Source organism: Sorangium sp. So ce1014, assembly GCF_051521505.1.
GTDB lineage: Bacteria > Myxococcota_A > Polyangia > Polyangiales > Polyangiaceae > Sorangium.
This window is the reverse complement of record NZ_CP150356.1, coordinates 9,337,483-9,362,301: the sequence shown is the minus strand read 5'-3', so window position 1 is coordinate 9,362,301 and position 24,819 is coordinate 9,337,483. Positions and strand designations below refer to the sequence as shown.

Annotated in this window: 19 protein-coding genes; 3 read left to right on the top strand and 16 right to left on the bottom strand. The window is 69.6% G+C overall.

Annotated features, from left to right (window positions below; all coding sequences use genetic code 11):
• Positions 1-950: 950 nt before the first annotated feature.
• The 4 genes from WME75_RS35485 to WME75_RS35470 form a co-directional block, all read right to left on the bottom strand.
• Positions 951-3,707: a kelch repeat-containing protein gene (locus WME75_RS35485; protein ID WP_437480304.1), complete on the bottom strand. Its 2,757-nt coding sequence runs from the start codon at positions 3,705-3,707 to the stop codon at positions 951-953.
• Between the two features lie 654 nt (positions 3,708-4,361).
• Positions 4,362-4,790, bottom strand: coding sequence for a hemerythrin domain-containing protein (locus WME75_RS35480; protein WP_437480301.1), 429 nt, complete (start codon positions 4,788-4,790; stop codon positions 4,362-4,364).
• Positions 4,787-4,960 (bottom strand): hypothetical protein, encoded by a 174-nt coding sequence (locus WME75_RS35475; RefSeq protein WP_437480298.1) that lies wholly within the window; start codon positions 4,958-4,960, stop codon positions 4,787-4,789. The genes WME75_RS35480 and WME75_RS35475 overlap by 4 nt, the downstream gene beginning before the upstream one ends.
• A gap of 94 nt (positions 4,961-5,054) precedes the next feature.
• Positions 5,055-6,170 carry a sigma-54 interaction domain-containing protein gene (locus tag WME75_RS35470; RefSeq protein WP_437480296.1) on the bottom strand — a complete coding sequence of 372 codons (1,116 nt, stop codon included), beginning with the start codon at positions 6,168-6,170 and terminating at the stop codon, positions 5,055-5,057.
• Between WME75_RS35470 and WME75_RS35465 the strand changes: the two genes are divergently transcribed.
• Positions 6,169-6,873, top strand: a complete 705-nt coding sequence (locus WME75_RS35465) for a DUF542 domain-containing protein (protein WP_437480293.1) — start codon at positions 6,169-6,171, stop codon at positions 6,871-6,873. The two genes, WME75_RS35470 and WME75_RS35465, sit on opposite strands and share 2 nt — an antisense overlap.
• A 70-nt stretch (positions 6,874-6,943) precedes the next feature.
• Here the strand turns inward: WME75_RS35465 and WME75_RS35460 are convergent, their stop codons facing one another.
• Positions 6,944-8,020 (bottom strand): formylglycine-generating enzyme family protein, encoded by a 1,077-nt coding sequence (locus tag WME75_RS35460; protein WP_437480291.1) that lies wholly within the window; start codon positions 8,018-8,020, stop codon positions 6,944-6,946.
• 280 nt (positions 8,021-8,300) lie between these two features.
• On the opposite strand from WME75_RS35460, the gene WME75_RS35455 reads away from it, so the two are divergent.
• Positions 8,301-9,527, top strand: a complete 1,227-nt coding sequence (locus tag WME75_RS35455; RefSeq protein ID WP_437480288.1) for an RtcB family protein — start codon at positions 8,301-8,303, stop codon at positions 9,525-9,527.
• 248 nt (positions 9,528-9,775) lie between these two features.
• Here WME75_RS35455 and WME75_RS35450 read toward each other — a convergent pair whose 3' ends face one another.
• A complete protein-coding gene (locus WME75_RS35450; RefSeq protein ID WP_437480286.1) occupies positions 9,776-10,891 on the bottom strand; it encodes a glucuronyl esterase domain-containing protein in 1,116 nt (371 codons plus the stop codon).
• 476 nt (positions 10,892-11,367) lie between these two features.
• Positions 11,368-11,529 (bottom strand): hypothetical protein, encoded by a 162-nt coding sequence (locus tag WME75_RS35445; RefSeq protein WP_437480283.1) that lies wholly within the window; start codon positions 11,527-11,529, stop codon positions 11,368-11,370.
• Positions 11,530-12,578: 1,049 nt separating this feature from the next.
• Here WME75_RS35445 and WME75_RS35440 point away from each other — a divergent pair.
• A complete protein-coding gene (locus WME75_RS35440) occupies positions 12,579-14,225 on the top strand; it encodes a cell wall anchor protein (RefSeq protein ID WP_437480281.1) in 1,647 nt (548 codons plus the stop codon).
• Between the two features lie 132 nt (positions 14,226-14,357).
• On the opposite strand, the gene WME75_RS35435 is transcribed toward WME75_RS35440, so the two are convergent.
• The 9 genes from WME75_RS35435 to WME75_RS35395 are packed head-to-tail and all read right to left on the bottom strand — an operon-like array spanning position 14,358 to position 24,789.
• Positions 14,358-15,671, bottom strand: coding sequence for an inositol-3-phosphate synthase (locus tag WME75_RS35435; protein ID WP_437480278.1), 1,314 nt, complete (start codon positions 15,669-15,671; stop codon positions 14,358-14,360).
• 26 nt (positions 15,672-15,697) lie between these two features.
• Positions 15,698-16,708 carry a UDP-glucuronic acid decarboxylase family protein gene (locus WME75_RS35430; protein WP_437480275.1) on the bottom strand — a complete coding sequence of 337 codons (1,011 nt, stop codon included), beginning with the start codon at positions 16,706-16,708 and terminating at the stop codon, positions 15,698-15,700.
• Positions 16,705-17,802 carry a CgeB family protein gene (locus WME75_RS35425; protein ID WP_437480272.1) on the bottom strand — a complete coding sequence of 366 codons (1,098 nt, stop codon included), beginning with the start codon at positions 17,800-17,802 and terminating at the stop codon, positions 16,705-16,707. The genes WME75_RS35430 and WME75_RS35425 overlap by 4 nt, the downstream gene beginning before the upstream one ends.
• The gene (locus tag WME75_RS35420) at positions 17,799-18,935 is read right to left on the bottom strand and encodes a CgeB family protein (protein ID WP_437480270.1); all 1,137 of its coding nucleotides are present in this window, start codon (positions 18,933-18,935) and stop codon (positions 17,799-17,801) included. The genes WME75_RS35425 and WME75_RS35420 overlap by 4 nt, the downstream gene beginning before the upstream one ends.
• A complete protein-coding gene (locus WME75_RS35415; protein ID WP_437480267.1) occupies positions 18,932-20,068 on the bottom strand; it encodes a CgeB family protein in 1,137 nt (378 codons plus the stop codon). Before WME75_RS35415 ends, WME75_RS35420 begins: the two co-directional genes overlap by 4 nt.
• Positions 20,069-20,071: 3 nt before the next feature.
• A complete protein-coding gene (locus WME75_RS35410; protein ID WP_437480266.1) occupies positions 20,072-21,259 on the bottom strand; it encodes a glycosyltransferase family 4 protein in 1,188 nt (395 codons plus the stop codon).
• Entirely contained in the window at positions 21,252-22,556 is a 1,305-nt protein-coding gene (locus WME75_RS35405) for a TIGR04295 family B12-binding domain-containing radical SAM protein (RefSeq protein ID WP_437480263.1), read from the bottom strand. Before WME75_RS35405 ends, WME75_RS35410 begins: the two co-directional genes overlap by 8 nt.
• Positions 22,553-23,674: an NAD-dependent epimerase/dehydratase family protein gene (locus WME75_RS35400; protein ID WP_437480260.1), complete on the bottom strand. Its 1,122-nt coding sequence runs from the start codon at positions 23,672-23,674 to the stop codon at positions 22,553-22,555. The genes WME75_RS35405 and WME75_RS35400 overlap by 4 nt, the downstream gene beginning before the upstream one ends.
• The gene (locus tag WME75_RS35395) at positions 23,671-24,789 is read right to left on the bottom strand and encodes an NAD-dependent epimerase/dehydratase family protein (protein WP_437480257.1); all 1,119 of its coding nucleotides are present in this window, start codon (positions 24,787-24,789) and stop codon (positions 23,671-23,673) included. The genes WME75_RS35400 and WME75_RS35395 overlap by 4 nt, the downstream gene beginning before the upstream one ends.
• Positions 24,790-24,819: the final 30 nt, after the last annotated feature.

Genomic DNA, 24,819 nt, shown 5'->3' with positions numbered 1-24,819 from the left:
TATCAAAATTCCACTTCCACTTGCGCTAGTGCCATCGGGCGAACCCAAGCAGGTGGGCCTCTTGGCACGGGTCGTGCTCAATCTACGCGCTCGCGTACACTACTACTGTACGGTTTGTCGTAAGGCAGTCGGGCGGACCGCGCCGGTCGGACGACGCCACGCGGCACCAGGTATGACATACCTGCCATGGATCAGCGCCTGACCATCCCGTCGGCGCCCAGTCCAGTCGTCAAGGCTGCGGCTGGTCGGTTGGTCAAAATTGACCAGTACCCGTGACGAGGCCGCGGAGAGGTCACGACCCATCACGGAGGATCTTTTCGGGCCGGGAACAGGTCCCGATCAAAAAAAATGGATCATTTCATACAAATGAGTTGGTCTCGACCAGGCCATCGGCTCAAGCGGAGCCTTCGCGCCTGGTCGAGACCACGCGGGAGCATCGAAACGAGCGCCCGGCAGGGCCGAGACCCCTCGGCGGCGTCGCGCCAGCCGCTCTAGCCGTTGCTGCGCCTGTCCGGCGTGCTCGCGCCGCGCTCGTCGTGGCGCGCCGCAGTGGTGTCGCGTGTGCCAGCGGCGAGCGCGACGAGGTCATGGCCGAAACCTCCGAAGAGCAAGCCGACGAAGCCGGGGTCCGGCGCTGCGGTAGCCGTGAGCGTGGAGCGCGACGGCGCGCCGCCCGCGCCGGCCGACGACCGGCAGCAGGTGCTCGTACAGCCGCAGGCCGACCCCTCGTTCGCCCCGCTGGAAGGCGAGCAGGATCTCCTCGTCGCTGGCGGGCGCGCGAGGGGCCTGCTCTCCTCTCGCTCCATTCGCCCCATCCGGGTCGCCCCATCCGGGCGAGCTGGCGCGAGCGACGAACAGCTGTTCGCGCGAAGCGCCTTGAACTCCCCCGGATCCTTGATGGCTGCTGGATTGTTCTCGTCGGCGAAGCGGACGCGATAGCCCCGCGGGCGTCAGGGGGTGTAGATCTCGACGCTCCCGTCGTCATTGCCCACGTTGATCACCCTGCCGTCTGCGAGCAGGAGGATCATGCTGCTATACAGCGTATAGGGCTGGTCCATCGGCCCCGTCGTGGTCCAGGTGTTCGATACCGGGCTGTAGACCTGGGTGCTCCGGAGCATGCCGGTGCCGTTTTGCCCCCCCGCGATGAGCACCCTGCCGTCGTTGAGCGGCGTCGCGCCGTGGCTGGAGCGGGCGATGATCGCAGGACCGGCTGACCAGGCGTTCGACGCCGGATGATATATCTCGGTGGTCGACAGGTGATTCGAGGCATCGCGCCCTCCGACGACCAGCACGTCACCGCTGGCGAGCCGCGTGGCGCTATGTTGTCCGCGAGCGGCAATCATCTCGCCCGCAGCCGTCCACGTGTCGGTCGTCGGATCGTAAATATCGGCGGTCTTGGTATAGATAGCGTTGCTATTGCGCCGGCCTCCGGCGACCAGCACCTTGCCGTTCTGGAGCAGCGTCGCGGTGTGAACCCAACGGGGAACGACCATGGGCGCGGCCGTCGACCAGATGTTGGTCGACGGGTTGAAGAGCGCGGTGACCGCGGTGGGCGTCTGATCGACGACAGCGTTGGGCCGTCCCCCGGCGACCAGCACCTTGCCGTTCTGAAGCAACGTCGCGGTATGGTTGTTCCGGACGAGATCGATGCCCGTGGGTCCCACCGACGACCACGTGTTGGTGGTGGGGGTGTAGAGCGCGGCGGTCTCCTCCCACGCGACGTAATCAAAGGCCCCCACGACCAGCACCTTGCCGTTCCCGAGCAGCGTCATCGTGTGCAATGTTCGGTCCACTGGCATGTCGGGCGCGGACGTCCAGGTGTTGGTCGTCGGGTTGTACAGCTCGGCGGTCAGCTCGGGGTCATCGTCGCCATCGTCGTTCCATCCGCCCGTCACGAGCACCCTGCCGTCCTGGAGCCGCACCGCGGCACCGTGGGGGTGGGCCATGGCCATCGGCGCGACGAGCTTCCATGTCTCGGCGTCAAGGTCGTAGAGCTCGGCGCTCGCCAGGTACCCGGTCGTGAGGCCGTCGTGCCTGAAGCCGCCCGTGATGAGCACCTTACTGAAGCCCAGCAGCGTCGCGGTGTGCTGGGTGCGCTTGCTGCCCATTGGCTTGATGGCGATCCAGGTGTTGGTCGCCGGGTCGTACATCTGCGCGCTGTCGGTCTCCGTGCTAGCCGCGGTGGTTCCGCCCGTGACGAGCACCTTGCCGTTCAGGAATCGAGTCGCCGTGTGGGACATGCGGGGGGTGGCCATCGACGCGGCCGGGGTCCAGACGGGCGGCGTCCCCGGGGTGTAGATCTCGGCGCTCGAGAGCTCGTGAACGTTCGAGTCGGCGCCGCCCACCATCAGCACCCTGCCGTCCGGAAGCAGCGTCGCCGTGTGCTTGTTGCGGGCAACGCCCATCGATCCCGCCGCCGACCATGTGTTGTTGCTCGGGTCGTAGAGCGCCGCGCTCGTCAGGTAGGCGCCATTGCGCCCGCCCGCGACGAGCACCTTGCCGTCGAGGAGCCGCGTCGCCGCGTGCCCGCTGCGGCTCGTGGTCATGGGCGCGGCCGACGACCAGCTATTGGACCCGGGAGTGTAGAGCTCGGTGCTCGCCAAGTAGGTGGAGCTGTCACTCTGGCCGCCGGTCACGAGCACGTTGCCGTTGCCGTTGTCGAGCGTCGTCGCGGTGTGCCCGGAGCGCGCCACGGTCAGGCTCCCGGCCGGCGACCAGCTGTTCGTGTTCGGGTCATAGAGCTCCGCGCTCGCGAGGGACACGTTGGAGGCGTTGCTGCCGCCCGCGATGAGCACCCGGCCGTTGCTCAGCCGCGTCGCCGTGTGGTAGCGGCGGGCGGTGGTCAGCGACCCGGCCGGCGACCAGCTGTTCGTGTTCGGGTCATAGAGCTCCGCGCTCGCAACCACAGCGCCGTTGTAGCCGCCCACGATGAGCACGTTGTGGCTCGAGAGCACCGTCGCGGTATGCCCGCTGCGCGCCGTGCTCATCGCGGGCGCCCACGTCCAGACCGGGTCGACCAGCGCCGGCTCTCCACCCGCGTCGGCCCACAGCTCGATCGTCGCCCCGCGCACCGCGAGGCGCACGGCGATCGGCCGCCCGCCGCGCGCGTACGCCGCCGGCGCCGTCACGCGCAGCCGCGCCGCGCCGGTCTCGTCGACCACCTCGACCGCGTCGCGCTGCTGCCGGAGCGTCGCGCCCTCGACCTGCCACACCGCCGCGGGCGCATCCGCGCGCGCCACGCCCGCGTCGAGCAGCAGCCACTCCTCGTAGCCCGCGTCGATCGCCGACCAGAACGACGTGCCGCCCTTGCGCGGATACGCCACCGCGCGCTCGGCGAGCTCGCCCTCGCCCTCGGCGTCGAGCTCGCGCACGCGCGCCTCGAACCCGCCGGGCAGATGAAACCGGATCTCGCCCTCGCCGCGGGCCGGCAGGACGGCGTGCAGCCCGCCGCGGCGCAGCAACGCTGCCTCGATGTCGAGCTCGCGGCTCGGATCGCTGAGCGAGGCGAGCGAGAAACCGCCGTTGACCGCGACGAACGCCTCGCTGGCCTCGAGGACCTGCGCTGCCTGATCGGGGAACTGCTGCCGCAGCTTGACGCCTGCGGGCGCTTCGGGGCCGCAGCCGGCGCCGCCGGCCAGCAGCGCCCCACCGAACAGCCATGTCGATAAGATGAATAGCCACCGTTGAAATGGTGATTGAAAATGCATCGCGGATCTCCTCTTGAACCACCGGCGCCTAGAGACGGCACGCCCCCATGTGCGCGTACGCGCATGCAGAAGGCGTACCAGCCGATGCACGTGGAGAGGCGCGCCGCTCTCTCGCCATCCCGCTCTACAATGCTCGTCGGCGCGGTCGCGTGGCCCGTTGCAGGCTGCTGCCCGTTGCCGTCACGTGGCTGGCGCGCGCCCGCGCGCAGCGCCGCCCCGTCGGGCCGGCGCTGCCGCCTCCAAGGCCTCCACGTGACATGTCACGCTGCGATCGTGACATGTCACGTGACATGTCACGTGACATGTCACGCTGCCCTAGCGGTCGGTGAAGCATCTCGCTCGCAGGCTGTCGAGCGAACACGGCCCCTTCGAGCCATGGATAAGTCGTTGATGCAGCGAGATTGCTGACGGGCGGAACTAGCGCAGGCGCAGCTGGCGGGCGGCGGAGGCTCGTGGCTGAGCAGCGCCCCGGATGACGCGGGCTGCGATGGCGCGCTTTGCGCCGGCACGACTGGCCGGGCAACGTCCGCGAGCTCCGGAGCGTCATCGAGCTGCTCACGCTCCTGCGAGCGGGCAAGCAGGTCCGGGTGCGCGATCTTCCAAGGCCCATCCGGGAGCTGGCTCCTGCCTTCGAGGCCCCCCCACATCGGAGGGTCACGAGCCGGATGAATCCTCCTCGGGCCCTCGGCGCGCGACCTCGTCGAGGATCTCGTCGGCGAGGAGCGACTCGCACACGGGAAACAAGTCCCGCTCTTCGAAGCGCACGTGCTCGGCGAGCTCTGCTCCGAACGCCCGGGCGGCGCTCGCGTCGCCCGCCGACGCCGACGTGGCCGCGCGTCGCAGGCGGGCGTGGTCGCGTTCAACGCGTTCGCAGAGGTCGAGCCGGCCCGCGGCGCGCAGCGCGGGCAGGAGGACCTGCTCCTCCACGAGAAAGTGAGGCTCGAGCTGCCGATCGAACTGCTCGCGGAGGCGTGCGCCGTCCGACGTCGACCAGGCGTCGATCTGCCGCTCGATGACGCGGGCCAGGACGAGGGCGTGGTGATGCTCGGAGGACAGACCGCGGAGCCGCCGATCGCGCTTCATGACGGCTCCGGTCCCCGCAGCGCGCCGCCGTCCATTCCGGAGCAGGGCCCGTATTCATCGAGGAGGCGCTGGCTCTGCTCGACGACGTCGAGCGGGACCGCGTAGGTCTCCGGGCACGCGGGACACGACACCTCGAACGACAGGTGGTGGGCAAACTGGGTCGAGAGCACAGGCGACTCCTTTCACGGGACGCTTTCACGGGATGCTTTCACGGGACGCTTTCACGAGACGCTTTCACGGGCTGCTGAAGCAGGAGACGCGCCATCAGCTCGCGCTGTACTCGCGCAGCTTGCGCCAGAGCGTGTTGCGCCCGACCCCCAGCACGCGCGCGGCTTCCGCTTGGGAGCCGCCACAAGCATCGAGGACGCGGAGGATGTGCTCTCGCTCGACCTCCGCGAGCGACTGAAGCGCGACGGGCGCGCGAGGTGGGGGCGGCGCCGTGAGCAGCTCCTCCGGGAGGTCCTCGGCGTCGATCGACGCGCCGGTCGCGAGCGCCGCGCCGTGCTTCACGGCGTTCTGCAGCTCGCGCACGTTGCCCGGCCAGGGGTGGCGAAGGAGCACGGCTTTCGCGGCGTCGGTGAAGCCACGCGCCCTTGTGCGCTCCTCGCCCAGCATGCGGCGCGCGAGCGGGAGGATGTCGTCTCGCCGCTCACGGAGGGGCGGAACCTGCACGGAGAGGACCTTGAGGCGGTAGTAGAGATCTTCCCGGAAGGCACCCCCTCGCACGCGCTGCAGGAGATCTCGGTGCGTCGCGCAGACGATGCGGACGTCGCTCTCGAAGGCCTGGTTCTCGCCGACGCGCCGGATCTCGCCGTCCTGCAGAGCGCGCAGCAGCTTCGCCTGCTGCGGCAGAGGCAGCTCGGCCACCTCGTCGAGGAAGAGCGTTCCCTTGCTCGCCGCCTCGAACAGCCCGCGCCGAATTTGCGTGGCGCCGGTGAAGGCTCCCTTGCCGTGCCCGAAGAGCTCGGACTCGAGGAGCTCGGCGGGCAAGGCCGCGACGTTGACCGGAACGAAGGGGCCGGACGCGCGCGGTGAGTTCGCGTGCAGCATCCGCGCGACGACCTCCTTGCCGGTACCCGTCTCGCCCAGGATAGCGACCGGCGCCTCGCTCGTCGCGAAGCGCGCCACCCGTCGAAACACGGTCTGCATCGCGGCGCTACGGGCGACAACGTCGGTCGCGCCGGTCAGGCGCGGTGCGAGCGGGATCAGGCCGCAAACCTCGCAGCTCTGCGGGCACGGGTGTTCCATATGTTCCATTCTGGAACGCACCACGGCAAGAGGCAAGCCAGCCGGCGATTTCGAGCGCGAAATCACGCGGATTCGCGCGCGATGGATCGCCGGCACGCGCCCTGCTTGTACGGACGACAGGAGGTCCACCATGCTGAGCCCCACCCAACCCGTCGCCAACATCGTCCTTGATCACTCCGAGTGCGCCCAGGTCTTCCAGCAGCACCGCATCGACTTCTGCTGCCGTGGAGAGCTCAGCCTCGAGCAAGCCGCCAAGGAGCGCGGAGTCGAGCTCACCGCGCTCCTGGGGCAGCTCGAGCGAGCCATCGCGGAACGGCGAGGCGACGCGCCGGGCCCGATGCGCGACGTCTCGACGCCCGCTCTCATCGATCACATCGTGGGCAAGCACCACGCGTATCTGCGAGAGGCGCTGCCCTTCGTGCGACCGCTCGCGGCGAAGGTCGCGCGGGTTCACGGGGAGCACAACCCGAAGTTGCGCGCCCTCGACGGCGCCGTGGGCGAGCTCTCGGAGACCCTGCTCGCGCACCTCGACGACGAGGAGGCGAACCTGTTTCCGGCGCTCCGTTCGGCGGGCGCCAGCGTCGACCCGGAGACGACACGGGCCCTCGCGGCGATGCGCGACGAGCACCTCGGGGTGGCGACGCTCCTCGGGACCATCCGTGATGCGAGCGACGACTTCGCGCTCCCCGACTGGGCCTGTGGCAGTTATCGCGCGCTGTTCGGCGAGCTCGAGGCGATCGAGCGGGACGTCTTTCAGCACGTTCACCTCGAGAACCACCTCCTCGCGCCGCGCTTCGGTCACGGTCAGGACGCTGTTGACGCTCAGGCTGGCTGAGGGGCCGCCGCGCAGGCCCACGGGTCGAGTGGACGAGGCCCTCCGCCACGAGGCGCGCGGCGGCTGAGCCTCACTCGATGGTTCGGACGAGACGGAAGCCGACGCCTCGGGCCACCGCACCCGCCGCGGGGTAATTCTGGCTGGCCGCTCGCAGCTGAAAACGCGAGCCCGCGGCGTTGCTGCCTCGGGTCACGCGGAGATCTGTCGCGTCGGTCCTCAGGGCGATCTCCGTGGCAGGGTTCGTCACTGGACCCTCGACCTCGCGAAAGACGGGTCGATCGCTGGTCCACTCGACGACGTTGCCGAGCATGTCGAACAAGAGCCAGCGATTGGGCCGCTTCGTCCCCACGGGGTGCGTACGCCCTCCCGAATTCACGTCATACCATGCGATGGGCTCGAGGCTCGGCTCGGCGTCGTAGCGCGCGTCTGGATTCGTTCCGGTGATGTCACCTCCGTAGTAGGCCGTTCTTGTCCCCGCGCGCGCGGCGTACTCCCATTCTGCCTCCGTTGGCAGGCGATAGCCCTCGCACTCGTAGACGCTCGCCGCATCGCCCGCGAGGTCCACGCGGCCGCAAATCACGCCACGGCCCAGCTCGCCTTGACATTCGGAGAGCTCGAAGCAGGGCGCGAGGGGCGGTTCGTGACGTGCGGAGAGCAGGTTCGCGAAGAGGAGGGCTTCGAACCACGTCGCATAGCGGAGCGGACACGCGTCGTCCTCGCAGGTCACCGTACCATCCTGGACCTTCTCCGGCTTCTCCGGCATGATGCTGACGAGCTCCGACCACTGCTTGCGCGTCAGCTCGAACTGCCCGATCTCGAACCCGCGCTCGAGCGTGACCGGCCTTGGAATCTCGGTGTACTCACCACGCCAGAGCTCGCTCTCCGGCGATCCCATGATGAAGCAGCCCGGCGGAATGCGACACAAACCCTTCGCGCACTCGGCCACGACCGCCGGGTGCCGACACACGGATCCATCGGCGGAGGCTACTTCCCAGCCAGCCACCTCCGGACCGACCGGATCCGTGTTGCTGGCCGGCACGACGGAGGGCTCCTGGCGCTCCGCCTCGGGCTGGCAGCCGAGGGGTACGATCAGGAGAGCCCAGAGAGCGACACCGATCGCGCACGTCATCGAACCGCTTGTATTCATGGCTCGTCGCTTACCACGAAGTCCAGCGTCGGGCCGAGCATGCCGAGGGCCACGGTGGTCTTGCGTGTCATATAACTCTATCTAATCGTTTTATACACCCGTCTAATCCGCAGGACCAGCGGCCCGCGATCGCCTGGATTTCGAGTGGCACGCGCCGTGCGATACGCAGCAACGACGGACCGACGGAAACGACGGAGACCGACAGAGACCGACGGACCCCACCGTGAACGAGCGTCGCGGCGCGGGCCGGACGGCTCGACCCCTCACCGGAGATCGTGCCATGGAGCGAAGCTACAACGTCATCCCCACGGACTCGGGCGTGCCCATCAAGGCGTGGACGGTCGGCGTGCCGTTCGAGTCCGCCGCGGAGGCGCAGCTCAAGAACCTCGCGGCGCTGCCGTTCATCCACAAGTGGATCGCCGTGATGCCCGACGCGCACCAGGGCATCGGCGCGACCGTGGGGAGCGTGGTCGCGACGAGCGGCGCGGTCATCCCGGCGGCGGTGGGCGTCGACATCGGCTGCGGGATGATGGCGGCGCGCACGAGCCTCTCCGCGTCGCGGCTGCCGGACGCGCTGCGCGGGCTCCGGACGGCCATCGAGGGCGCCGTGCCGCACGGCCGCACCGACAACGGCGGGAAGAACGACCGCGGCGCGTGGCGCTCGCCGCCCGCCGCCCAGGTCGCGGCGTGGGCCGAGCTCGAGCCGCGGTACCGGCAGATCGTCGAGAAGCACCCGCGCATCGGGCGCGGCTATGCCATCGAGCACCTCGGCACGCTCGGGACCGGCAACCACTTCATCGAGCTCTGCCTCGACGAGGAGGACCGCGTCTGGGTCATGCTGCACAGCGGGTCGCGCGGCGTCGGCAACCGGGTCGGGAGCTACTTCATCGAGCTCGCCAGGCAGGAGATGAGGCGCTTCTTCATCCACCTGCCCGACGACGACCTCGCGTACCTGCCGGACGGGACGAGGCACTTCCACGACTACATGCAGGCCGTGTCGTGGGCGCAGGACTTCGCGGCGGTGAACCGCCAGCTGATGATGGCGCAGGTGATCGAGGCGCTCCGTGGCTCGGGCGAGCTGCCGCCCTTCGACGCGACCGTGGAGGCGGTGAACTGCCACCACAACTACGTGGCGCGCGAGCACCACTACGGGAAGGACGTGCTCGTGACCCGCAAGGGCGCCGTCCGCGCGCAGGCGGGCGATCTCGGGATCATCCCGGGCAGCATGGGCGCGCGCTCGTTCATCGTCCGCGGGCTCGGCAACCCGGAGAGCTTCTGCAGCTCGAGCCACGGCGCGGGCCGCGTCATGTCGCGGGGCGAGGCGCGCCGCCGCTTCTCGGTGGCGGACCACGAGGCCGCGACCGCAGGCGTCGAGTGCCGCAAGGACGAGGACGTGATCGACGAGACGCCGGCGGCTTACAAGCCGATCGACGACGTGATGCGGGCGCAGAAGGATCTCGTCGAGATCGTCCACACCCTGCGGCAGGTCGTCTGCGTGAAGGGGTGAGCCGCGTGCCCCGGCGCCGCGAGTTCGCGGATCCAGGGGAGAGCCATCGGACCGCGCCCTGCGAAGCCGGCGCCCGTCGGGTCCGAGCCGCCGGTACCCGACGCGCTCGTCGACGAACCGCCCGTTCCCGAGGTCACGCCGCCGGTGCTGCCGCCGGTGGTGGTGCCGGACGCGGACGACGCCCATTCCCAGCGGACGGCGGTTCGAACACGCTCATCGCTGGGAATGGCATCGCTGGAGTGGGATCACTACTGCAGCACTGTCTCCATATCCCAGTCAATCCACATGTCTTTCCACTCGCTGACCGGCTGTTGAACGCCATCGTTCAGGATGTTCATCACGTCCGTGTTTGCGCTGGCATTGCCGTCGAATGCTCGCTTGAACATCTCGCCTGCAAGGGCGGTTTGAGTGCCCGATGCGCTGCAGTGGTTTGCGCTGTACATCTGAAAACCCATGCGCTCCGGAACACCGAGCGCTTTCCATACCGGTTTTGCGGCCCATGCGGAGAGCGCCTCACAGGTTCCCCCCAGGTGACACCATGCGTCCTTGCCATTGGCATTCGTGAAGTGCACCAGATGCCGTGGAGCGATAGTCGCCAGGAGCATATGCGTATCAAAGGGGAGGTTGTATACCTTCGAGGGGTCGCTTCGGAGCCAGCGGGCCGCACCGGTCACCCAGGGGCCGCAGATGCCGCTGTCTTCGAGGTTGTCGATGCTCTGAGGTTTGGCATCTCGGCACTCCCAAGTAGAACCACCCTCGCCGTGCCTGAACCACTCTGCCTGACGCAAGTTGGCTACACCACCGCCGCCCGATTCCACGATGACAACCACCGGTACACGACTGAAGACGCCCGCCAGGTAAGCGCCTTTTCCGCACCCGGAGCATCCCGACACCATCATCTTTGTGGGATCATGTCCGCCGCCCGGGTTCTGTTCCAACACGTCCATCACCCGGTCGATCATCCACCCGTTGGCGATGTTGGTGTTGAGCTCGGACAGGCCGAAGAGATTTCTTATCTTGCCTTCAAAGCCGCTTCCAAACGATAGCGTCTTGCTGGCCGATGGATAAATCCCGCCCGACAACTTGAGAGCGATCACCTCGCCGGATCCACTGATGCTCGCCGAGAAGCTCTCTGTCTTTCCACCTACCTTGGCAGTGATCGAAACGGTACCTCCGGATACGGTTCCGGTCACTTCATCCGGTTCGGAGGGAACTGGACCGTAAAGGTACTTGGCCGCCATGGCCAGGATTTCCTTGCGGCGGCACTCCCACTGCTCCTTGGTAGTGACCTTCGTTCCGTCAAAGAACGTGAACGGATCCGGGAGTTTCCGGTTTACCTCGGTCAGACCACTCGGCTCAGGCAAAGTGGGCAGGATACACGTGAAGTCGCCGCCGCCAGTCCCGGTGGTCCCGCCAGTCCCGCCAGTCCCGCCAGTCGGGGAGCCGCCCGTGCCGGAGCCACCCGCCGGAGCACCGCCGCCCGTACTGGCGGCTCCGCTGGTCGCGGAAGCACCGCTGGTCGCGGAGCCTCCACCCGTGGTGACCCCCCCGCTCACGCCCGATGTCCCGCCGCCTGCGCCCGAAGCATCTCCGCCGGTACCGCCGGATCCTATTTCCGAAGCGCAGCCAGGGAAGTTCAAGAGGGCGAGGACGGGAATCGCGAGAGCGGCCAATTGGCGCGAGGCACGAGGACGGACAGGCATGAAGGCCTCCATGTTTCGAGTGCAGTGCTGGAATGCGACACGCGGTGCATGACACGTAGTACGTGACGCGCGGGAAGATCGCAGTACTTATAGCAGACGATGGTGAACTATGTGCGTTTTTCGCGTTGGTGACGCTGTTATATGGTGAAGGGATCGTGCAGCGTGTCATACGCCTTCAGCTCGCTGAAGGCGGGCATGTTGGGCACAAGACAGTCCGCCCCGGGGGGCTCGACCCCGACCAGCGTCGTGTCCCCGCCGCCCGTACCGCTCGTCGAGGGACCGCCCGCTCCCGCGGTCACGCCACTCGTGCTACCGCCGCCGGTGCCGGCCACGGACGACGTGGTGCCAGCCGACGAAGAGCCGCTGGTCGGGCCGCCGGTGCTGGGGGTGTCATCCTCATCCACTGTGATGCCGCCATCGCTGGGGCCGCACGCGACGAACAGGGGGAGGAGGGCCGTTCGGGGGAGAGGTCTGGAGAAGGTTGGCCGGAACGACATCACCAGGCACCCATTCCCAGCGGAGGGCGCTTCGATCACGCTTATCGCTGGGAATCGTACGACCGGAGCGGGCAGCGTTTGGTTAGGATGCAAATGTTCAATAAAGTTGTAGTCGATGTGCTCCATCCGGATCGTCTCCGGGAACACCTCGCGAGAGCTCGCCCCTGCGGGACATCCGAGGAAGCGATACTTTCTAGGAAGATTTTTTTCGTCGCGTCGCGTTCACGTGGAGTCTGGTCGTCTGCTCGTCGTCGGAGGACGAACCGGACTCCGGCGGCGATGTGCCCGCGGAGGCACGGGCTCAGCAGCACCGGGCGGCCCTTCTTCCGCCGCCAGGCCGCCTGCACGCTTGCCACCCCGCGCGAGCTTGCCGTTCCGCCGCCGCGCCCCAAGAGGATCCCGTTATGGCTCGACCGCGACGCCTCATCGAGCCGGGGACGCGCGCGACGCCCGACCTCGAAGGGCGAGTACCACGGATGCAGGCGGCTGCGCGGGCCCCGCTCGGCCGAGGATGACGTCTTCGCGGTGCTGAAGCAGATGCGCGCAGAGCCGGTCATGAGCAACGGAGCGCCCGTCGAGGTCTGTCGAACGCTCACCTCTCGCCTGGGATTCCGGATGAACTGACCATCGCAGGTCGATCCCGGCGTCGAACGCTACGTGGGTTGTGTAGGTGCCAGTGTGACCGTACGAATCCAGGGCAAATGACGCTCTCATGAGCTCACCCACCCCCGGAGGGTCCGCCGTCGGCGTCACCCGGGTTGCACCATGTGTCTTTTGTGGTTTAGTCTCCTCTCTCTTATCGAGCCGCTTGACTGAAGAGCTGCTTAACAATAATCGAAAGGAAACCGACGTTGAACTTGACGAATCTTGGCGCCAGAGCCTGCGCCGTCGGCGCGATCTCGCTGCTTGGATGGGCCGGCTGCGCCTCCCCCGATCCCCAGGGCACGGACCTCGAGGGCGACATCGACGGTGAGGTGGGCGAGGCCGCTCAACCCCTCTCGACTGTAACCTTCCGCTCCAGCTCGACAGCGACGGCGAAGAACGTGACCTCGTTGGCCGTCGCGAGGCCGGCGGGCGTCGTGCAAGGCGATGTCCTGATCGCGCGCGTCGCCAACCGGGACCACGTGGAGGCGGTGATCGCGCCGCCGGCGGGATGGACGCTGCTCCGCTCGGATCAGAGCGCGTCCGCCATCAAGTCATGGGTCCTCTGGAAGGTGGCGACCGGCGCGGAGCCCGCGAGCTACTCCTTCGGCTTCGGCGTCTCTGCCTACGTGGCGGGGAGCATCGTGGCGTTCAGCGGCGCCGATCCCGCGAACCCGATCGACGCGGTGAGCGGCCAGAAGAACGGCAACTCGGCGACCGTGGCCGCGCCCGCGGTCACCACGACGGCGGCGAACGGCGTCGCGGTCTGGTTCGGCACGCAGGTCTGGGCGGGCTCGGCCTGCCCGGCGAGCCCGATCCAGCCGCCCTCGGGCTTCACCGAGCCCTTGGACACGTGCCTCCTCTCGTCGTCCACGGGTCTCCTGTTCGACGCGGCGTACGCGCCGCTCGGCGCTGCGGGCGCGCAGCCGGCGTGGAGCGGCACCTCGCCGTTCCCCAACACGAACACCGCGCAGGTCATCACGCTGAGGCCGGCCGGCGCCCCGAGCTGCTCCGCGGGCGATACGTTCGCGAGCACCTACACCACGCTCGGGAAGCTGGCCTCGACCGACATCGTCGAGATGTCCGGGCTCGCCGCGAGCCGCGTCAACCCGGGCATCCTGTACGCGCACAGCGAGAACAACGCGAACTTCGTGGCGATCAACAAGACAAACGCCGCCCTTGTCGTCGGGAACTACGTCGCCGGCGTGCTCCCCTGGGACTGGGAGGACATCGCGACCGGCCCGTGCCCCGCGGGGAGCTGCATCTTCATGGCAGACATCGGCAAGAAGAGCAGCCATCCGCCGCCCGAGCCGACGACCTTCGCCGTGTACCGCATGCGGGAGCCGAACCTCGCCGCGGGTGAGACGAGCGGCACGGTGTCTGGCGACAGGTTCCCCTTCCAGTATCCGGACACGCCGCAGAACGCGGAGGCGCTCATGGTGCACCCGACGACCGGGGACATCTACGTCGTCACGAAGGTCGGCACCACAGGGCTCAGCAAGGCGTACAAGTTCCCCAAGCCGCTTCCGGCGCCCAACACCATGTCCACGCTGATCCACGTGGCAGACCTCCAGATCCCCCTGGGCGCGGACGAGAACGCCCGGTCGGTCACCGCCGGGACCATCCATCCGTGCGCCAACCGCTTCCTGCTGCGCACCTACCGGGCCGTCTACGAGTACCGAGCGCCTGCCGGAGGGAGCTTCGAGTCCGCCTTTGCGGCGTCGCCCGTCGCGCTCACCGACACGGCGGAGGGGCAGGGCGAGTCCATCGAATACGATGCGGACGGCTCCGGTTATTTCACGATGACCGAGAGGGAAACTGCGCCGTACGCGCTGAAGCGCGTCGCTCGCCAGTAGGACGAGGCGGAGGACCACGCCGCGGACCACTCGGCCGCTCCTCGGCCGAGATCCGCTGGAGATGTCCGAGCCGGCGCGCCCGGGCGCCGTCGCGGCGGGCGTCCTCGGGCTCGAGCTCGCCTGGCAGAGGGCTCAGTCGTAATACTCGTTCCCCAGGTGCGTGATGGGCTCTTCCCCCATCATCCAGCGCAGCGTGTTCTTGAGCTTCATCGACTGGATGAACAGGTCGTGCTCCGGGGTGAGCTCCGGCGCCGTCATCGGGCTCTTGAAGTAGAAGCTCAGCCACTCCTGCGTCCCGCTGAACCCCGCCCTCGCCGCGAGGTCCAGGAACAGCGCCAGATCGAGCACGATCGGCGCCGCGAGGATCGAGTCCCGGCAGAGGAAGTTCACCTTCATCTGCATCGGGTAGCCGAGCCACCCGAACAGATCGATGTTGTCCCACCCCTCCTTCGCGTCCCCCCGCGGCGGATAATGCTCGATCCGCACCTTGTGGTAGAGCTTCGAATACAGCTCCTTGTAGAGCTCCGGCTGGAGGATCTGCTCGAGCACACTGAGCTTCGAGGCCTCCTTCGTCTTGAACGAGTCCGGGTCGTCCAGCACCACGCCGTCGCGGTTGCCGAGGATGTTCGTCGAGAACCACCCCGAGATGCCGAGCATCCGCGCCTTGAGCGCCGGCGCGATCACGGTCTTCATCAGGGTCTGCCCCGTCTTGAAGTCCTTGCCTGCGATCGGCACCCCGTGGCTGCGCGCGAGCTCCCACGCCGCAGGGAAATCCACGGTCAGGTTCGGCGCCCCGTTGGCGAACGGGACCCCCTCCTTGAGGCACGCCCAGGCGTAGATCTGCGAGTTCGAGATGGCCGGGTGATTCGACAGGAGCCCCGCCTCGAACGCGGCCGCCGACCCGTGCACCTCCGACGGCGCGATGAAGATCTCCGTCGAGCCGCACCACACCGCCACAGCCCGGCTCGCCCCGCTCGAGCGCACGAAGCTGCGGATGTCGTCCCGCACCTGCTCCACCATGTCGGCCTTGCCGCGGCCGGTCTTCACGTGCGAGCCGTGCAGCCGGCGCACATAGTCCGGGTAGAACACCGCCTTCATCGGCGCGATGCGCGCGAGCTCCTCGCGGACCGCCTCGAGGTGCGCCGCCTCGAGCACCTTCGCCTCCACCGCCGCCTCGTGAGCGTTGTCGGGGAAGATGTCCCAGCCGCCGAACTCGAGATCATCGAGCGACGCCAGCGGGACGACGTCCTGGATCTTCGGAGAGCGGTTCTCCGTCCGCTTCCCCAGCCGGATCGTCCCGAGCTGGGTCAACGCCCCCACCGGCGCGGCGACGCCGCGCCGCGCGAGCATCACGCCCGCGATCGTCGTCGTCGACACGGCCCCGAGCCCCGGGAGGAGCACGGCCAGCTTCCCCTGCGGCTTCACCAGCTTCTGCGGCTGCTTCATCAGCACCTCTCCTCGCTCGATCCAGCTCAGCCGTTGGCGGCCCGGGGCAGCGGCGTGTCGCTCTCCGGCCCGGCCAGCGCAGGCGCGTGACGGCCCAGCCCGAGCACGCTCCGGAAACCCTCGATCGTCCGGCGCAGACCCACCCGCAGCGGCACCTTCGGCTCGAACCCGAGCACCCGCTTCGCGTGATCGATGACCGGCTGCCGCTGCCGCGGATCGTCCTGCGGCAGCGGGCGGAACGCGATCCGGCTCCGGCTCGCGGTCAGGTGAATCACCTCCTCGGCGAGCTCCAGCACCGTGAACTCCTCGGGATTACCGAGGTTCACGGGGCCCGCCTCGGTGGGGTGCTCCATCAGCCGGACGATCCCCTCGACGAGATCGTCCACGTAACAGAAGCTCCGGGTCTGGGCGCCGGCGCCGTAGACCGTCAGATCCTCGCCCCGGAGCGCCTGGACGATGAAGTTCGACACCACGCGCCCGTCGTCGAGCGCCATCCGCGGACCGTAGGTGTTGAAGATCCGCGCCAGCCGCACCTCGACGCCGTGACGACGGTGGAAGTCCATCACCAGCGACTCGGCGCAGCGCTTCCCCTCGTCGTAACACGAGCGGATCCCGACCGGGTTCACCGAGCCCCTGTAGCTCTCCGGCTGCGGGTGGACCTCGGGATCGCCGTAGACCTCGCTCGTCGACGCCTGGAAGACCCGCGCCCCGCGGCCCTCGGCGAGCTTCAGCGCGTGGAACGTGCCGACCACGTTGACCAGCGTGGTCCGCACCGGATCGCGCTGGTAATGGGGTGGGCTCGCCGGCGAGGCGAGGTTGTAGATGCGGTCGACCTCGACGTCGTACGGTCGGGTGACGTCGTGCTCCACCAGCCGGAAGCGGCGATGGGGAAGGAGGTGGGCGACGTTGACGTGGGATCCGGTCGAGAGATCGTCGAGCGCGACGACCTCGTGGCCGTCGCGGATCAGCCGATCACAAAGGTGGGAGCCGACGAAGCCGGCGCCCCCGGTCACCAGGATGCGCAGCGCAGCGCTCATGTCTCTCTGACCTCCTTTCCCTGCTCCTCGAGGAGCTCCCGGGCGTATCTCTCCAGCGCCTCGGCGCGGTGCGCCGCGGTGTGCCGGGCGAGCACGCGCTCGCGCGCCCGCTGCCCGATCGCGATCCGCTCCCGCTCCGGGAGCTCGCGGAGCAGGCGGAGCGCCTCCTCCGGGGAGCGGGCCACGAGGATCTCCTTGCCCGGCTCGAAGAGCTCGGCGAGCCCCGGCCAGTCGTCGCTGATCACCGGCACGCCGCAGGCCGCCGCCTCGAAGAGGCGCACGCTGGGCGAGTACCCCGCCTCGAGCATGTCCTGCCGCGTGACGTTGAGCGTGAAGCGCTGCGCGCCGTAGAAGCCGCGGTGCTCGCCCGGCGGGATGTGAGCCGTCCTGTCGACGTTCGCCGGCCAGTCGATGTCCGCCGGGTACTGCGGCCCCGCCACCGCGAAGCGGCCCTGCGCCCAGCGGCGCGCCGGCTCGACAAGGAGGCGATCGAGCGTGGGCTGGCGATCGGGGCTGTAGGTGCCGAGATAACCGAGATCCCACCGGGGCGAGATGCGCTCCGGGAAATACTCGTCCGGATCCACGGAGCAGTAGAGCGGGCGCGCCCGCTTCGCCCCGTAGCGGCGCTCGAGCCGCTCGAGCGTGGGGCCGCCGGTGAACGAGAGGTACAGGTCGTAGCGCGGGATCAGCGCCGGAGACAGGTACTCTGTGTCGCCCCGCTCGAGCTTCCTGAGCGTCACCGGCGTGTCGATGTCGTAGAACGCGGTCTTCCCGCGCGCCGCCTCCGTCACCCAGGCGCCGACCTCGACCCCGTCGGGCACGTAGGAGCCGACGACCACCAGGTCCGCGTCGCGCACCGCGTCCCCGAAGCGCGCGCGGAGGTCGTCGAGCCCCTGGTAGAGCTCGGTCCGGCCGTACGGCGGGCGCGGGAGATCGCGGTTCTCCGCGTAGAACCAGAGGTCCCGCTCGAGGAACAGCGCGCGGTGCCCGCGCTGCGCCAGCCGCTTGAGGAGCCCGCGGTAGGTCGTCGCGTGGCCGTTGCCCCACGACGAGGTGATCGACAGGCCCAGGAAAACGAAGGAGATGGGCTTCACGGCGCGACCGCGGTGAGGGTTGCGTCGTCGGGGCGGGCCAGCAGCGCTTCGACCTGCTTCGCCCGCTCCGCGTAGGTGTGCTCGGCCAGCACGCGCTGCTTCGCCGCCTGGCCGATGGCGCGGGCCCGCGCGGGCGTGAGCGCCCGGAGGAGCTCCGCGACCTCGTCGCCGCTCCTGGCGACAAGCACCTCGCGCTCGGGCTCGAGGAAGAGCTCGATCCCCTCCCACGCGTCGGTGATGAGGCACGCGGCCGCGCCCGCGGCCTCGAAGACCCGGGTCGCCGGGGAGAATCCCACCGACGCCATGCTGTCGCGGGCCACGTTCAGCACCGCGCAGGCGCTCGCGTTGAAGGCGTTGTGATCGGCCGTGTAGACGTGCCCGACGTACCGGACGTTCGGGGGCATCGCCTTGTCCTGCCAGCCGCTGCCGCCGAGCAGGAACCGGAGCTCGGGGAGCGCGGCCGCGGGCCGCAGGAAGAACTCCTCCACGCGCCGCTCCCGGTCCGGGAGGCGGTTGGCGAGGAGCGCAAAATCGCAATAAAATCGTGGATTTGGCGCGGTTTCGAAGTGCGTCTCGGGGTCGAGCGCGTTGTAGATCGGCACGCAGCGCCGGGCGCCGAGCGCCTCGTAGCCGCGCACCACGGGGTCGCCGCCGCCGTAGGTGAAGACGAGGCTGTAGCGCGGGATCTGGGCGCGGAACGGGTCCGACGGGCTCGTGCGGACCCGCTCGAGCGTGGCCGGGGCGTCGACGTCCCAGAAGATCGTCGTCAGCCCCGGCCGCTCGAGCGCGGCGACCTCGGCCTCCAGGAGCTCGTCGAAGACGCCGACGCCGCTTGCCTTGACGACCACGTCGGCGCCCCTCGCCTGCTCGACGAGCCGCCTGGGCTCGGCGGCGTCGGTGCCGGAGTAGACAACCACGCGGGCCCACGGCGGATCCTCGATGTCGCGGTGCTTCTGCCGGTCGTAGGCGTCCGGCTCGTGGAAGGTGACCCGGTGCCCTCGCGCGGCGAGGGCGCGGAGGATGCCGCGGTAGTAGGTGGCGGCTCCGTTCCAGTAGGCGGAGACGAGGCTCGATCCGAAGAAGGCGATGTCGAGCTGTCGACTCGAGGTCGGGTGTCGGTTGGGTCGGTTCATGACGTGGCTCGCTGGGTTGTGACGGCGGGCACGGTGCGATCGACCTCGATGCCGAGGTCGGCCGAGATGCAGAGGAGCTCGTTGACGCGGTGAGCGCAGGTGTGGCGGGCGAGGACCGTCCTGCGCCCCCGCTCCGCCAGCTCGGCGGCCATGGCGGGCTCGGCGAGGAGGGCCGCGAGGTGCTTCTTCATCTCCGCGCCGTCCCGCGCGACGAGGTAGTCGAGCCCGGGCGAGAACAGCGCTTCCGCGTCGCTCCACGGGGAGCAGACGAGCGGGATGGCGCAGGCCATGGCCTCGAACGGCCGGATGGTCGGGATGCCCGGGAGCGACGCGACGTAGGGCCGCCTCGGCACGTGGACGGTCACCCTCGCCCGCGCGAACGCGTCGGGCGCGCGGTGGTTGGGGAGCCAGCCGCGGTGCTCGATCCCGGCCGCCTCGAGCGCGGCGCGGGCGTGCTCGGGGTAGCGCACGCCGTGCACGCGGGCGGAGAGGCCGAGGGCGCGCGCCGGGCCGATCAGGAACTCGTCGAGCTCGCGGGTGCGCTCCTCGTCGCCCCAGTTGCCGATCCACACGAGATCACGCTCGGGCTGGAGCTCGCGGCGCGGGCGGAAGACCCGGGTGTCGGCGGCCTCGTGCCAGATGAACGCCCGGCGGACCCAGCGGCGAGCGAGGTAGATGTCGCGGATCACCCGGCCGAAGGCGAGGACGCCGTCGTAGTGGGTGAGGTCGTAGCGGGCCATGGCCCCGGGGTCAGTGACCGACCGGTGGTGCGTGTCGTGGAAGAGCAGCCGGTACGACGCGCCCGTCCGGTGGGCGCCGATGCGGGCGACAAGCTCGGGCTCGCTCCACTCGTGGACGATCACCAGCGCGGCGCCCTCGAGCGCCTCGTCCAGGTCGAGCGAGGCGAGGTCGTAGCGGATCGGGTCGACGTGCGGATAGACCTCCCGCACCTCGCGCAGCGGGGCCTCGCCGTGATCGGCGACGAGGTTCTGGAGGCTCCACGCGTTTCGCGGCTCGAAGACGAGGATCTCGTGCCCGCGCTCGGCGAGCTCGGTGACCACGCCCCGGAGGAAGTGCGCGTTCCCGTGGTTCCAGTCGGACAGCAGCGAGTGGCAGAACAGGGCGATGCGCATGGCTCACTCGTCTCCCGCGGCGGCGGTATTCGGCATCTCGCGCATCTCGCGCATCTCGCGCGCCGGCGAGCGCTTGTTCCTGGAGCTGTCCCGGAGGAGCTCGCCGTAGAGGTGCAGGTAGCTCCGGGCCATCCGCCGCGGCGTGAAGGCGAAGGCGCGGGCGCGGGCGCGCGACGCCATCTCCCGGCGCTTGCCGGGATCGTCGATGAGCGCCTGGAGCGCGCTCCGGAGGGCCTCTGTGTCTCCGGGATCCACGTAGAGGGCCGCGTCTCGCCAGACCTCGCGCAGGCTGGGGATGTCGCCCAGGACCAGGGCGCAGCCGGAGAGCGCCGCCTCCAGGATCGACAGGCCGAAGGGCTCGTAGCGGGCCGGGTGCGCGTAGATCGACGCGCGGGCGAGCGCGGCGGCGACGCCGGACGGCGAGAGCACGCCGAGGGGATGCAGCGACGGGATCGGCCGCGCGCCCCCGCCGGGGTGGACGTCGCTCCCGGCCACCTGGATGGGCCAGGGCAGGTGAGGGGCCACCTCGCCGAGGGCCGCGATGTTCTTGGCCTGGTCCCAGAGCCGCCCGACCGCGAGGAGGAGCTCTTCCTTCGGGCGCAGGGCGAACCGGTCGGGATCGACGGCGTTGGGGATCACCACCGTCCGGGCGCCCCGGAAGGACGCGAGCGCGCCGTGATGGTGCACGAGGGCGTCGAGCATTGCCTGGGTCGGCGCCACGACCGCCGACGCGGCGGCGAGCCCGCGGGCCACCTCGCGGCGGTAGCGATCGTACCGCGGCGGCGCCTCCCCGCCGAGGACGGCGGCCCACCAGGAGAGGACGCACGAGTGGGCCACCACGAGCTTCGGGGCGCGGAAGCCGAGGGCGCCGTGCGCGTAGCCGTTCAGGTGGATCACGTCCGGGCGGGCGCGCTCCTCGATCTCGAGAAGCCAGTCCCCGGCGCGGGCAACGTCGTCCCAGGGATCATCCATCCACTCGAGCCGGAAGGAGCTCTCGACGACGGAGAGCCCGGGCACCCGGCCGGCGGCCTCGCGCTGGGGCGCCGAGAGCGGCCCACCCATCGTGGCGAGCGACGTCCGGACCCCGCGCTGCGCGAGCGCGCGCGCGAGCTCGATCGCGTAGGAGAAGACGCCGCCGACCGTGTCGGCGGTCATCAGGACGGAGCCGGGGGCGCGCAGGGCGTCAATCATGGCCGGGCGCGGCGAGCTCCAGCTCCGAGAGCGGGAGAGGGCGGCTCTCCTGGAGGTCGCTGAAGTGGTCGAACTGATCGAGGTAGTGCGTGACCGAGCGCTCCCACGCCTGATCGTCGGGGCTGCCCCAGCGCATCGTGTAATCGGGCGAGCCCGGGTAGGGGAACATCGGCACCGGCTCGTTCGCCCACACCCCGTGCCGCCGGAGCCGCTCCCGGAAGGCGGTGACGTCCGCCGGGTCGTCGGTCCGCGACTGGATCAGGTTCGCCTGGACGAACGGGACGCTCTTCTTGGCGTGGATCAGGAGCTCGCTGAGCTGCTCGGTCGAGAGCTTGCAGTGCTTCGCAAGGAGGCTCCTCCCCTGCTTCGTGATGCTCTCCACCCCCGCCTCGATCGAGACGCACCCCGCTTTCCCGAGCAGATCGAGCGACTCTCGGTTCCAGTTGTCGATGCGCATCTGGACGCCGAACGACACCGGGCGATCCACGAGCGCCTCGAGCAGCGGGCGGTCGGGGAGGAAGATCTCGTCGATGAAATAGACGTAACGGACGCCCTGCGCGATGAGCCCATCGAGCTCGTCGAGGAGCGCGGGGAGAGGGCGCTTGCGGTGGCGATCGCGGAAGTTGTCCTTCGCGCAGAAGGTGCAGTGGTACGGGCACCCTCGGGACGCCTCGACCTCGGCGCCCGGCCCGACCGGCGTCGTGTCGAAGCGGTGGTGGTGGTGGGCGTGGCGCGCGACCGTCGCCTCGTCCCAGCGGAGGGCCGGGAGCCGGCCCATGTCGGACGCGCGCGGCCCGCCCTGGACGCGCGTCTCCTCGCCTTCCACGTACGCGATCGAGGCGATCTCGCCCCACCGCGCGCGGGGGGGGAGCTCGGCGAGCTGCACGAGCACCTCCTCGCACTCGCCCATCACCACCGCGTCGACAGCGAGCTTGCGCAGGGTGGCGCGGGGGGTGGTGGAGGCGTGGGGGCCGACGGCGAACCGGAGGCCCGGCAGGTCGCGCAGCGCGTGGAGCGTCTGCTGGGGGACGCGCAGCTCGGGCGGGGCGCAGCGCCAGAAGAGGTAGCTCGGCGCGGTGGTCACCACGATGGCGTCGGGGCGGAGCGCGGCCACCTCGTCGCGGACGGCGTCCTGCGACAGATTCCGGGCCTGGGCGTCGACGATCGTCGCCTCGTGTCCAGCGGCCTCGAGCAGCGCCCTGGCGTAGCCGTACTCGAGGGGCAGGTGGGGCTCGCGGCAGCCGAAGTAGATGCTCCCCTCGAAGCTCCAGGGCGGGTTGATGAGCGCGAGTCTCACCCGGCGCCCTCCATGCAGAGCTCCTCGGTCGCCTGGCCGGCGGCGGCCTTGCCGGCGCCGTGCATCTCCCGCAGCCAGCCGTACAGCTTGCGCACGCCCTCGCGGGACGGGACGCGCGGCCACCACCCCGTCACGGCGTTGAACCGGCGGCAGTCGGAGACGTAATAGCGCTGATCCCCGGGCCGCCACGCCTCGAAGCCGGTCGCGGGGCGCTTGCCGTCGAGCTCCTCGATGAGATCGAGCAGCTCGAGCAGGCTGAGCGTGTTCTCCGGGCCCCCGCCGATGTTGAACGCCGACGCGGAGAGCTGCCGGATGTTCTTGCGGGCGAGGAGGAAGGCGTCGACGAGATCGTCGATGAACAGCACGTCCCGGACCTGCATCCCGTCGCCGTAGAGGGCGATCGGCTCGCGCCGGAGCGCCTGGAGGAGGAAATGAGCGACCCACCCCTGGTCCTCGGTCCCGAACTGGCGAGGTCCGTAGATGCAGCTCATCCGGAACACCGCCGCGGGGAGCCCGAAGGTGCGGGCGTAATCGATCACGTACTGGTCCGCCGTGCCCTTCGAGCACCCGTACGGGCTGTGGAAGTCGAGCGGGCGGGCCTCCGAGATCCCGGAGGCGCGGAGCTCCGGGTCCTCGGGCTCATGGTGCCGATCCCTGCACCGGAGCGGGACGTCGGGGAGGCCGCCGTACACCTTGTTGGTGGACGTGAAGAGGAGCGGCGGTGGGGCGCTCTCTGCGCGGAGCGCCTCGAGGACGTTGAGCGTCCCCCGGGCGTTGATCTCGAAGTCCTCCACCGGCTGGACCAGGCTTGTGGTCACCGCGACCTGGGCGGCGAAATGGAAGACGCTGGAGGCGCGCCGGACGGCACCGGCGACGGCGCCGGCGTCGCGCACGTCGCCGGTGATCAGCGTGACGCGGTCGCCGTGGACCCGCTTCAGCCAGTCCACGTTGCGCGCCACGGAGGGCCGCGAGAGGTTGTCGAAGAGGATCACCGACTCTCCCGCCAGGAGCAGGCGGTGGGCCACGTTCGACCCGATGAAGCCGGCGCCGCCGGTGATCAGCGCCGGGCGCGCCGGCTCCCCGGCCGCGGCGCTGGAGTCGCGAGCCCCGGCGCTCATACCGTGAGCCCCCGGGACTCCAGCTCGGCGCGGGCCTGGGCGACAGCGTCCTTCGCCACCTGCCCCTCGAGCCAGCCGGCGAGATCGCGCAGCCCGTCCTCGAGGGTGACCTGGGGCTCATACCCGATCTTGCGCCGCGCCGCGCTGATGTCCGCGAAGCAGTGCCGGACGTCGCCGAGCCGCGATTTCCCGGTGATCTCCGGGTCGATCCGGTCCTTCCCCATCAGCTTGCGGACGAGCTCGGCGACCTCGCGCACGGGGGTCGACCGCCCGCTGCCGATGTTGAGCACCTGGCCCACCGCGGCGTCGGCGCCGAGGACCCGGACGCAGGCGCGCGCGATGTCGGTGACGCTCACGAAATCGCGCCGCTGCAGCCCGTCCTCGAAGATGAGGGGCGGACGATCGTTGAGCAGCCGGGAGGCGAAGATGGCGAGGACGCCGGTGTACGGGTTGGAGAGGGCCTGGTGGCGGCCGTAGACGTTGAAGAAGCGGAGGGCGACGGTCGGGATGCCGTAGGCGCGCCCGATCGTGAGGCAGAGCCGCTCCTGGTCGTACTTGGAGAGCGCATAGACCGACTCGAGCGCCGGCGTCTTGGACTCGGGGGTCGGGACGGGCACGAGCGCCTCCCCCGCCTCGCTCCGGACCTCCCAGTCGCCGCGCTTCAGCTGATCGAGCGGGCGGCTCGTGCCGGGGAGGACCGCGCCCGAGGCGGTCCGGTAGAGCCCCTCGCCGTACACGCTCATGCTGGAAGCGACGATGAGCCGGGAGACCGGCCTCTCGGCGACCTCTTCCAGGAGCATGGCGGTGCCGACGTTGTTGACCGAGGTGTACTCCTCGATCTTGTACATGCTCTGTCCGACCCCGACCCTGGCCGCGAAGTGATACACGACGTCCACGCCGTGCAGCGCCGACTTCACCGCGCTCCGGTCGCGGACGTCGCCCACGATGAGCTCGACTTCCGGGTTCAGGTAAGCCGGGCGCCGGCGCTCGGGGCCGTGCACCTGGGGGTTGAGGTTGTCGAGCGCCCGGACGCGATACCCCTGGCGCAGGAGCTCGTCGGCGACGTGCGAGCCGATGAACCCCGCTCCACCGGTGATGAGGACGTGACTGGCCATATTCCTCTGGGTCGATCGTCAATGCGTGGC

Excerpts from the sequence above, each read along its gene's own strand:
- WME75_RS35460 (WP_437480291.1), bottom strand. The coding sequence starts at position 8,020 with ATGAATACAAGCGGTTCGATGACGTGCGCGATCGGTGTCGCTCTCTGG.
- WME75_RS35455 (WP_437480288.1), top strand. The coding sequence starts at position 8,301 with ATGGAGCGAAGCTACAACGTCATCCCCACGGACTCGGGCGTGCCCATC.
- WME75_RS35465 (WP_437480293.1), top strand. The coding sequence starts at position 6,169 with ATGCTGAGCCCCACCCAACCCGTCGCCAACATCGTCCTTGATCACTCC.
- WME75_RS35470 (WP_437480296.1), bottom strand. The coding sequence starts at position 6,170 with ATGGTGGACCTCCTGTCGTCCGTACAAGCAGGGCGCGTGCCGGCGATC.
- WME75_RS35400 (WP_437480260.1), bottom strand. The coding sequence starts at position 23,674 with ATGAGCGCCGGGGCTCGCGACTCCAGCGCCGCGGCCGGGGAGCCGGCG.
- WME75_RS35415 (WP_437480267.1), bottom strand. The coding sequence starts at position 20,068 with ATGCGCATCGCCCTGTTCTGCCACTCGCTGCTGTCCGACTGGAACCAC.
- WME75_RS35485 (WP_437480304.1), bottom strand. The coding sequence starts at position 3,707 with ATGCATTTTCAATCACCATTTCAACGGTGGCTATTCATCTTATCGACA.
- WME75_RS35395 (WP_437480257.1), bottom strand. The coding sequence starts at position 24,789 with ATGGCCAGTCACGTCCTCATCACCGGTGGAGCGGGGTTCATCGGCTCG.
- WME75_RS35410 (WP_437480266.1), bottom strand. The coding sequence starts at position 21,259 with ATGATTGACGCCCTGCGCGCCCCCGGCTCCGTCCTGATGACCGCCGAC.
- WME75_RS35435 (WP_437480278.1), bottom strand. The coding sequence starts at position 15,671 with ATGAAGCAGCCGCAGAAGCTGGTGAAGCCGCAGGGGAAGCTGGCCGTG.
- WME75_RS35420 (WP_437480270.1), bottom strand. The coding sequence starts at position 18,935 with ATGAACCGACCCAACCGACACCCGACCTCGAGTCGACAGCTCGACATC.
- WME75_RS35480 (WP_437480301.1), bottom strand. The coding sequence starts at position 4,790 with ATGAAGCGCGATCGGCGGCTCCGCGGTCTGTCCTCCGAGCATCACCAC.
- WME75_RS35430 (WP_437480275.1), bottom strand. The coding sequence starts at position 16,708 with ATGAGCGCTGCGCTGCGCATCCTGGTGACCGGGGGCGCCGGCTTCGTC.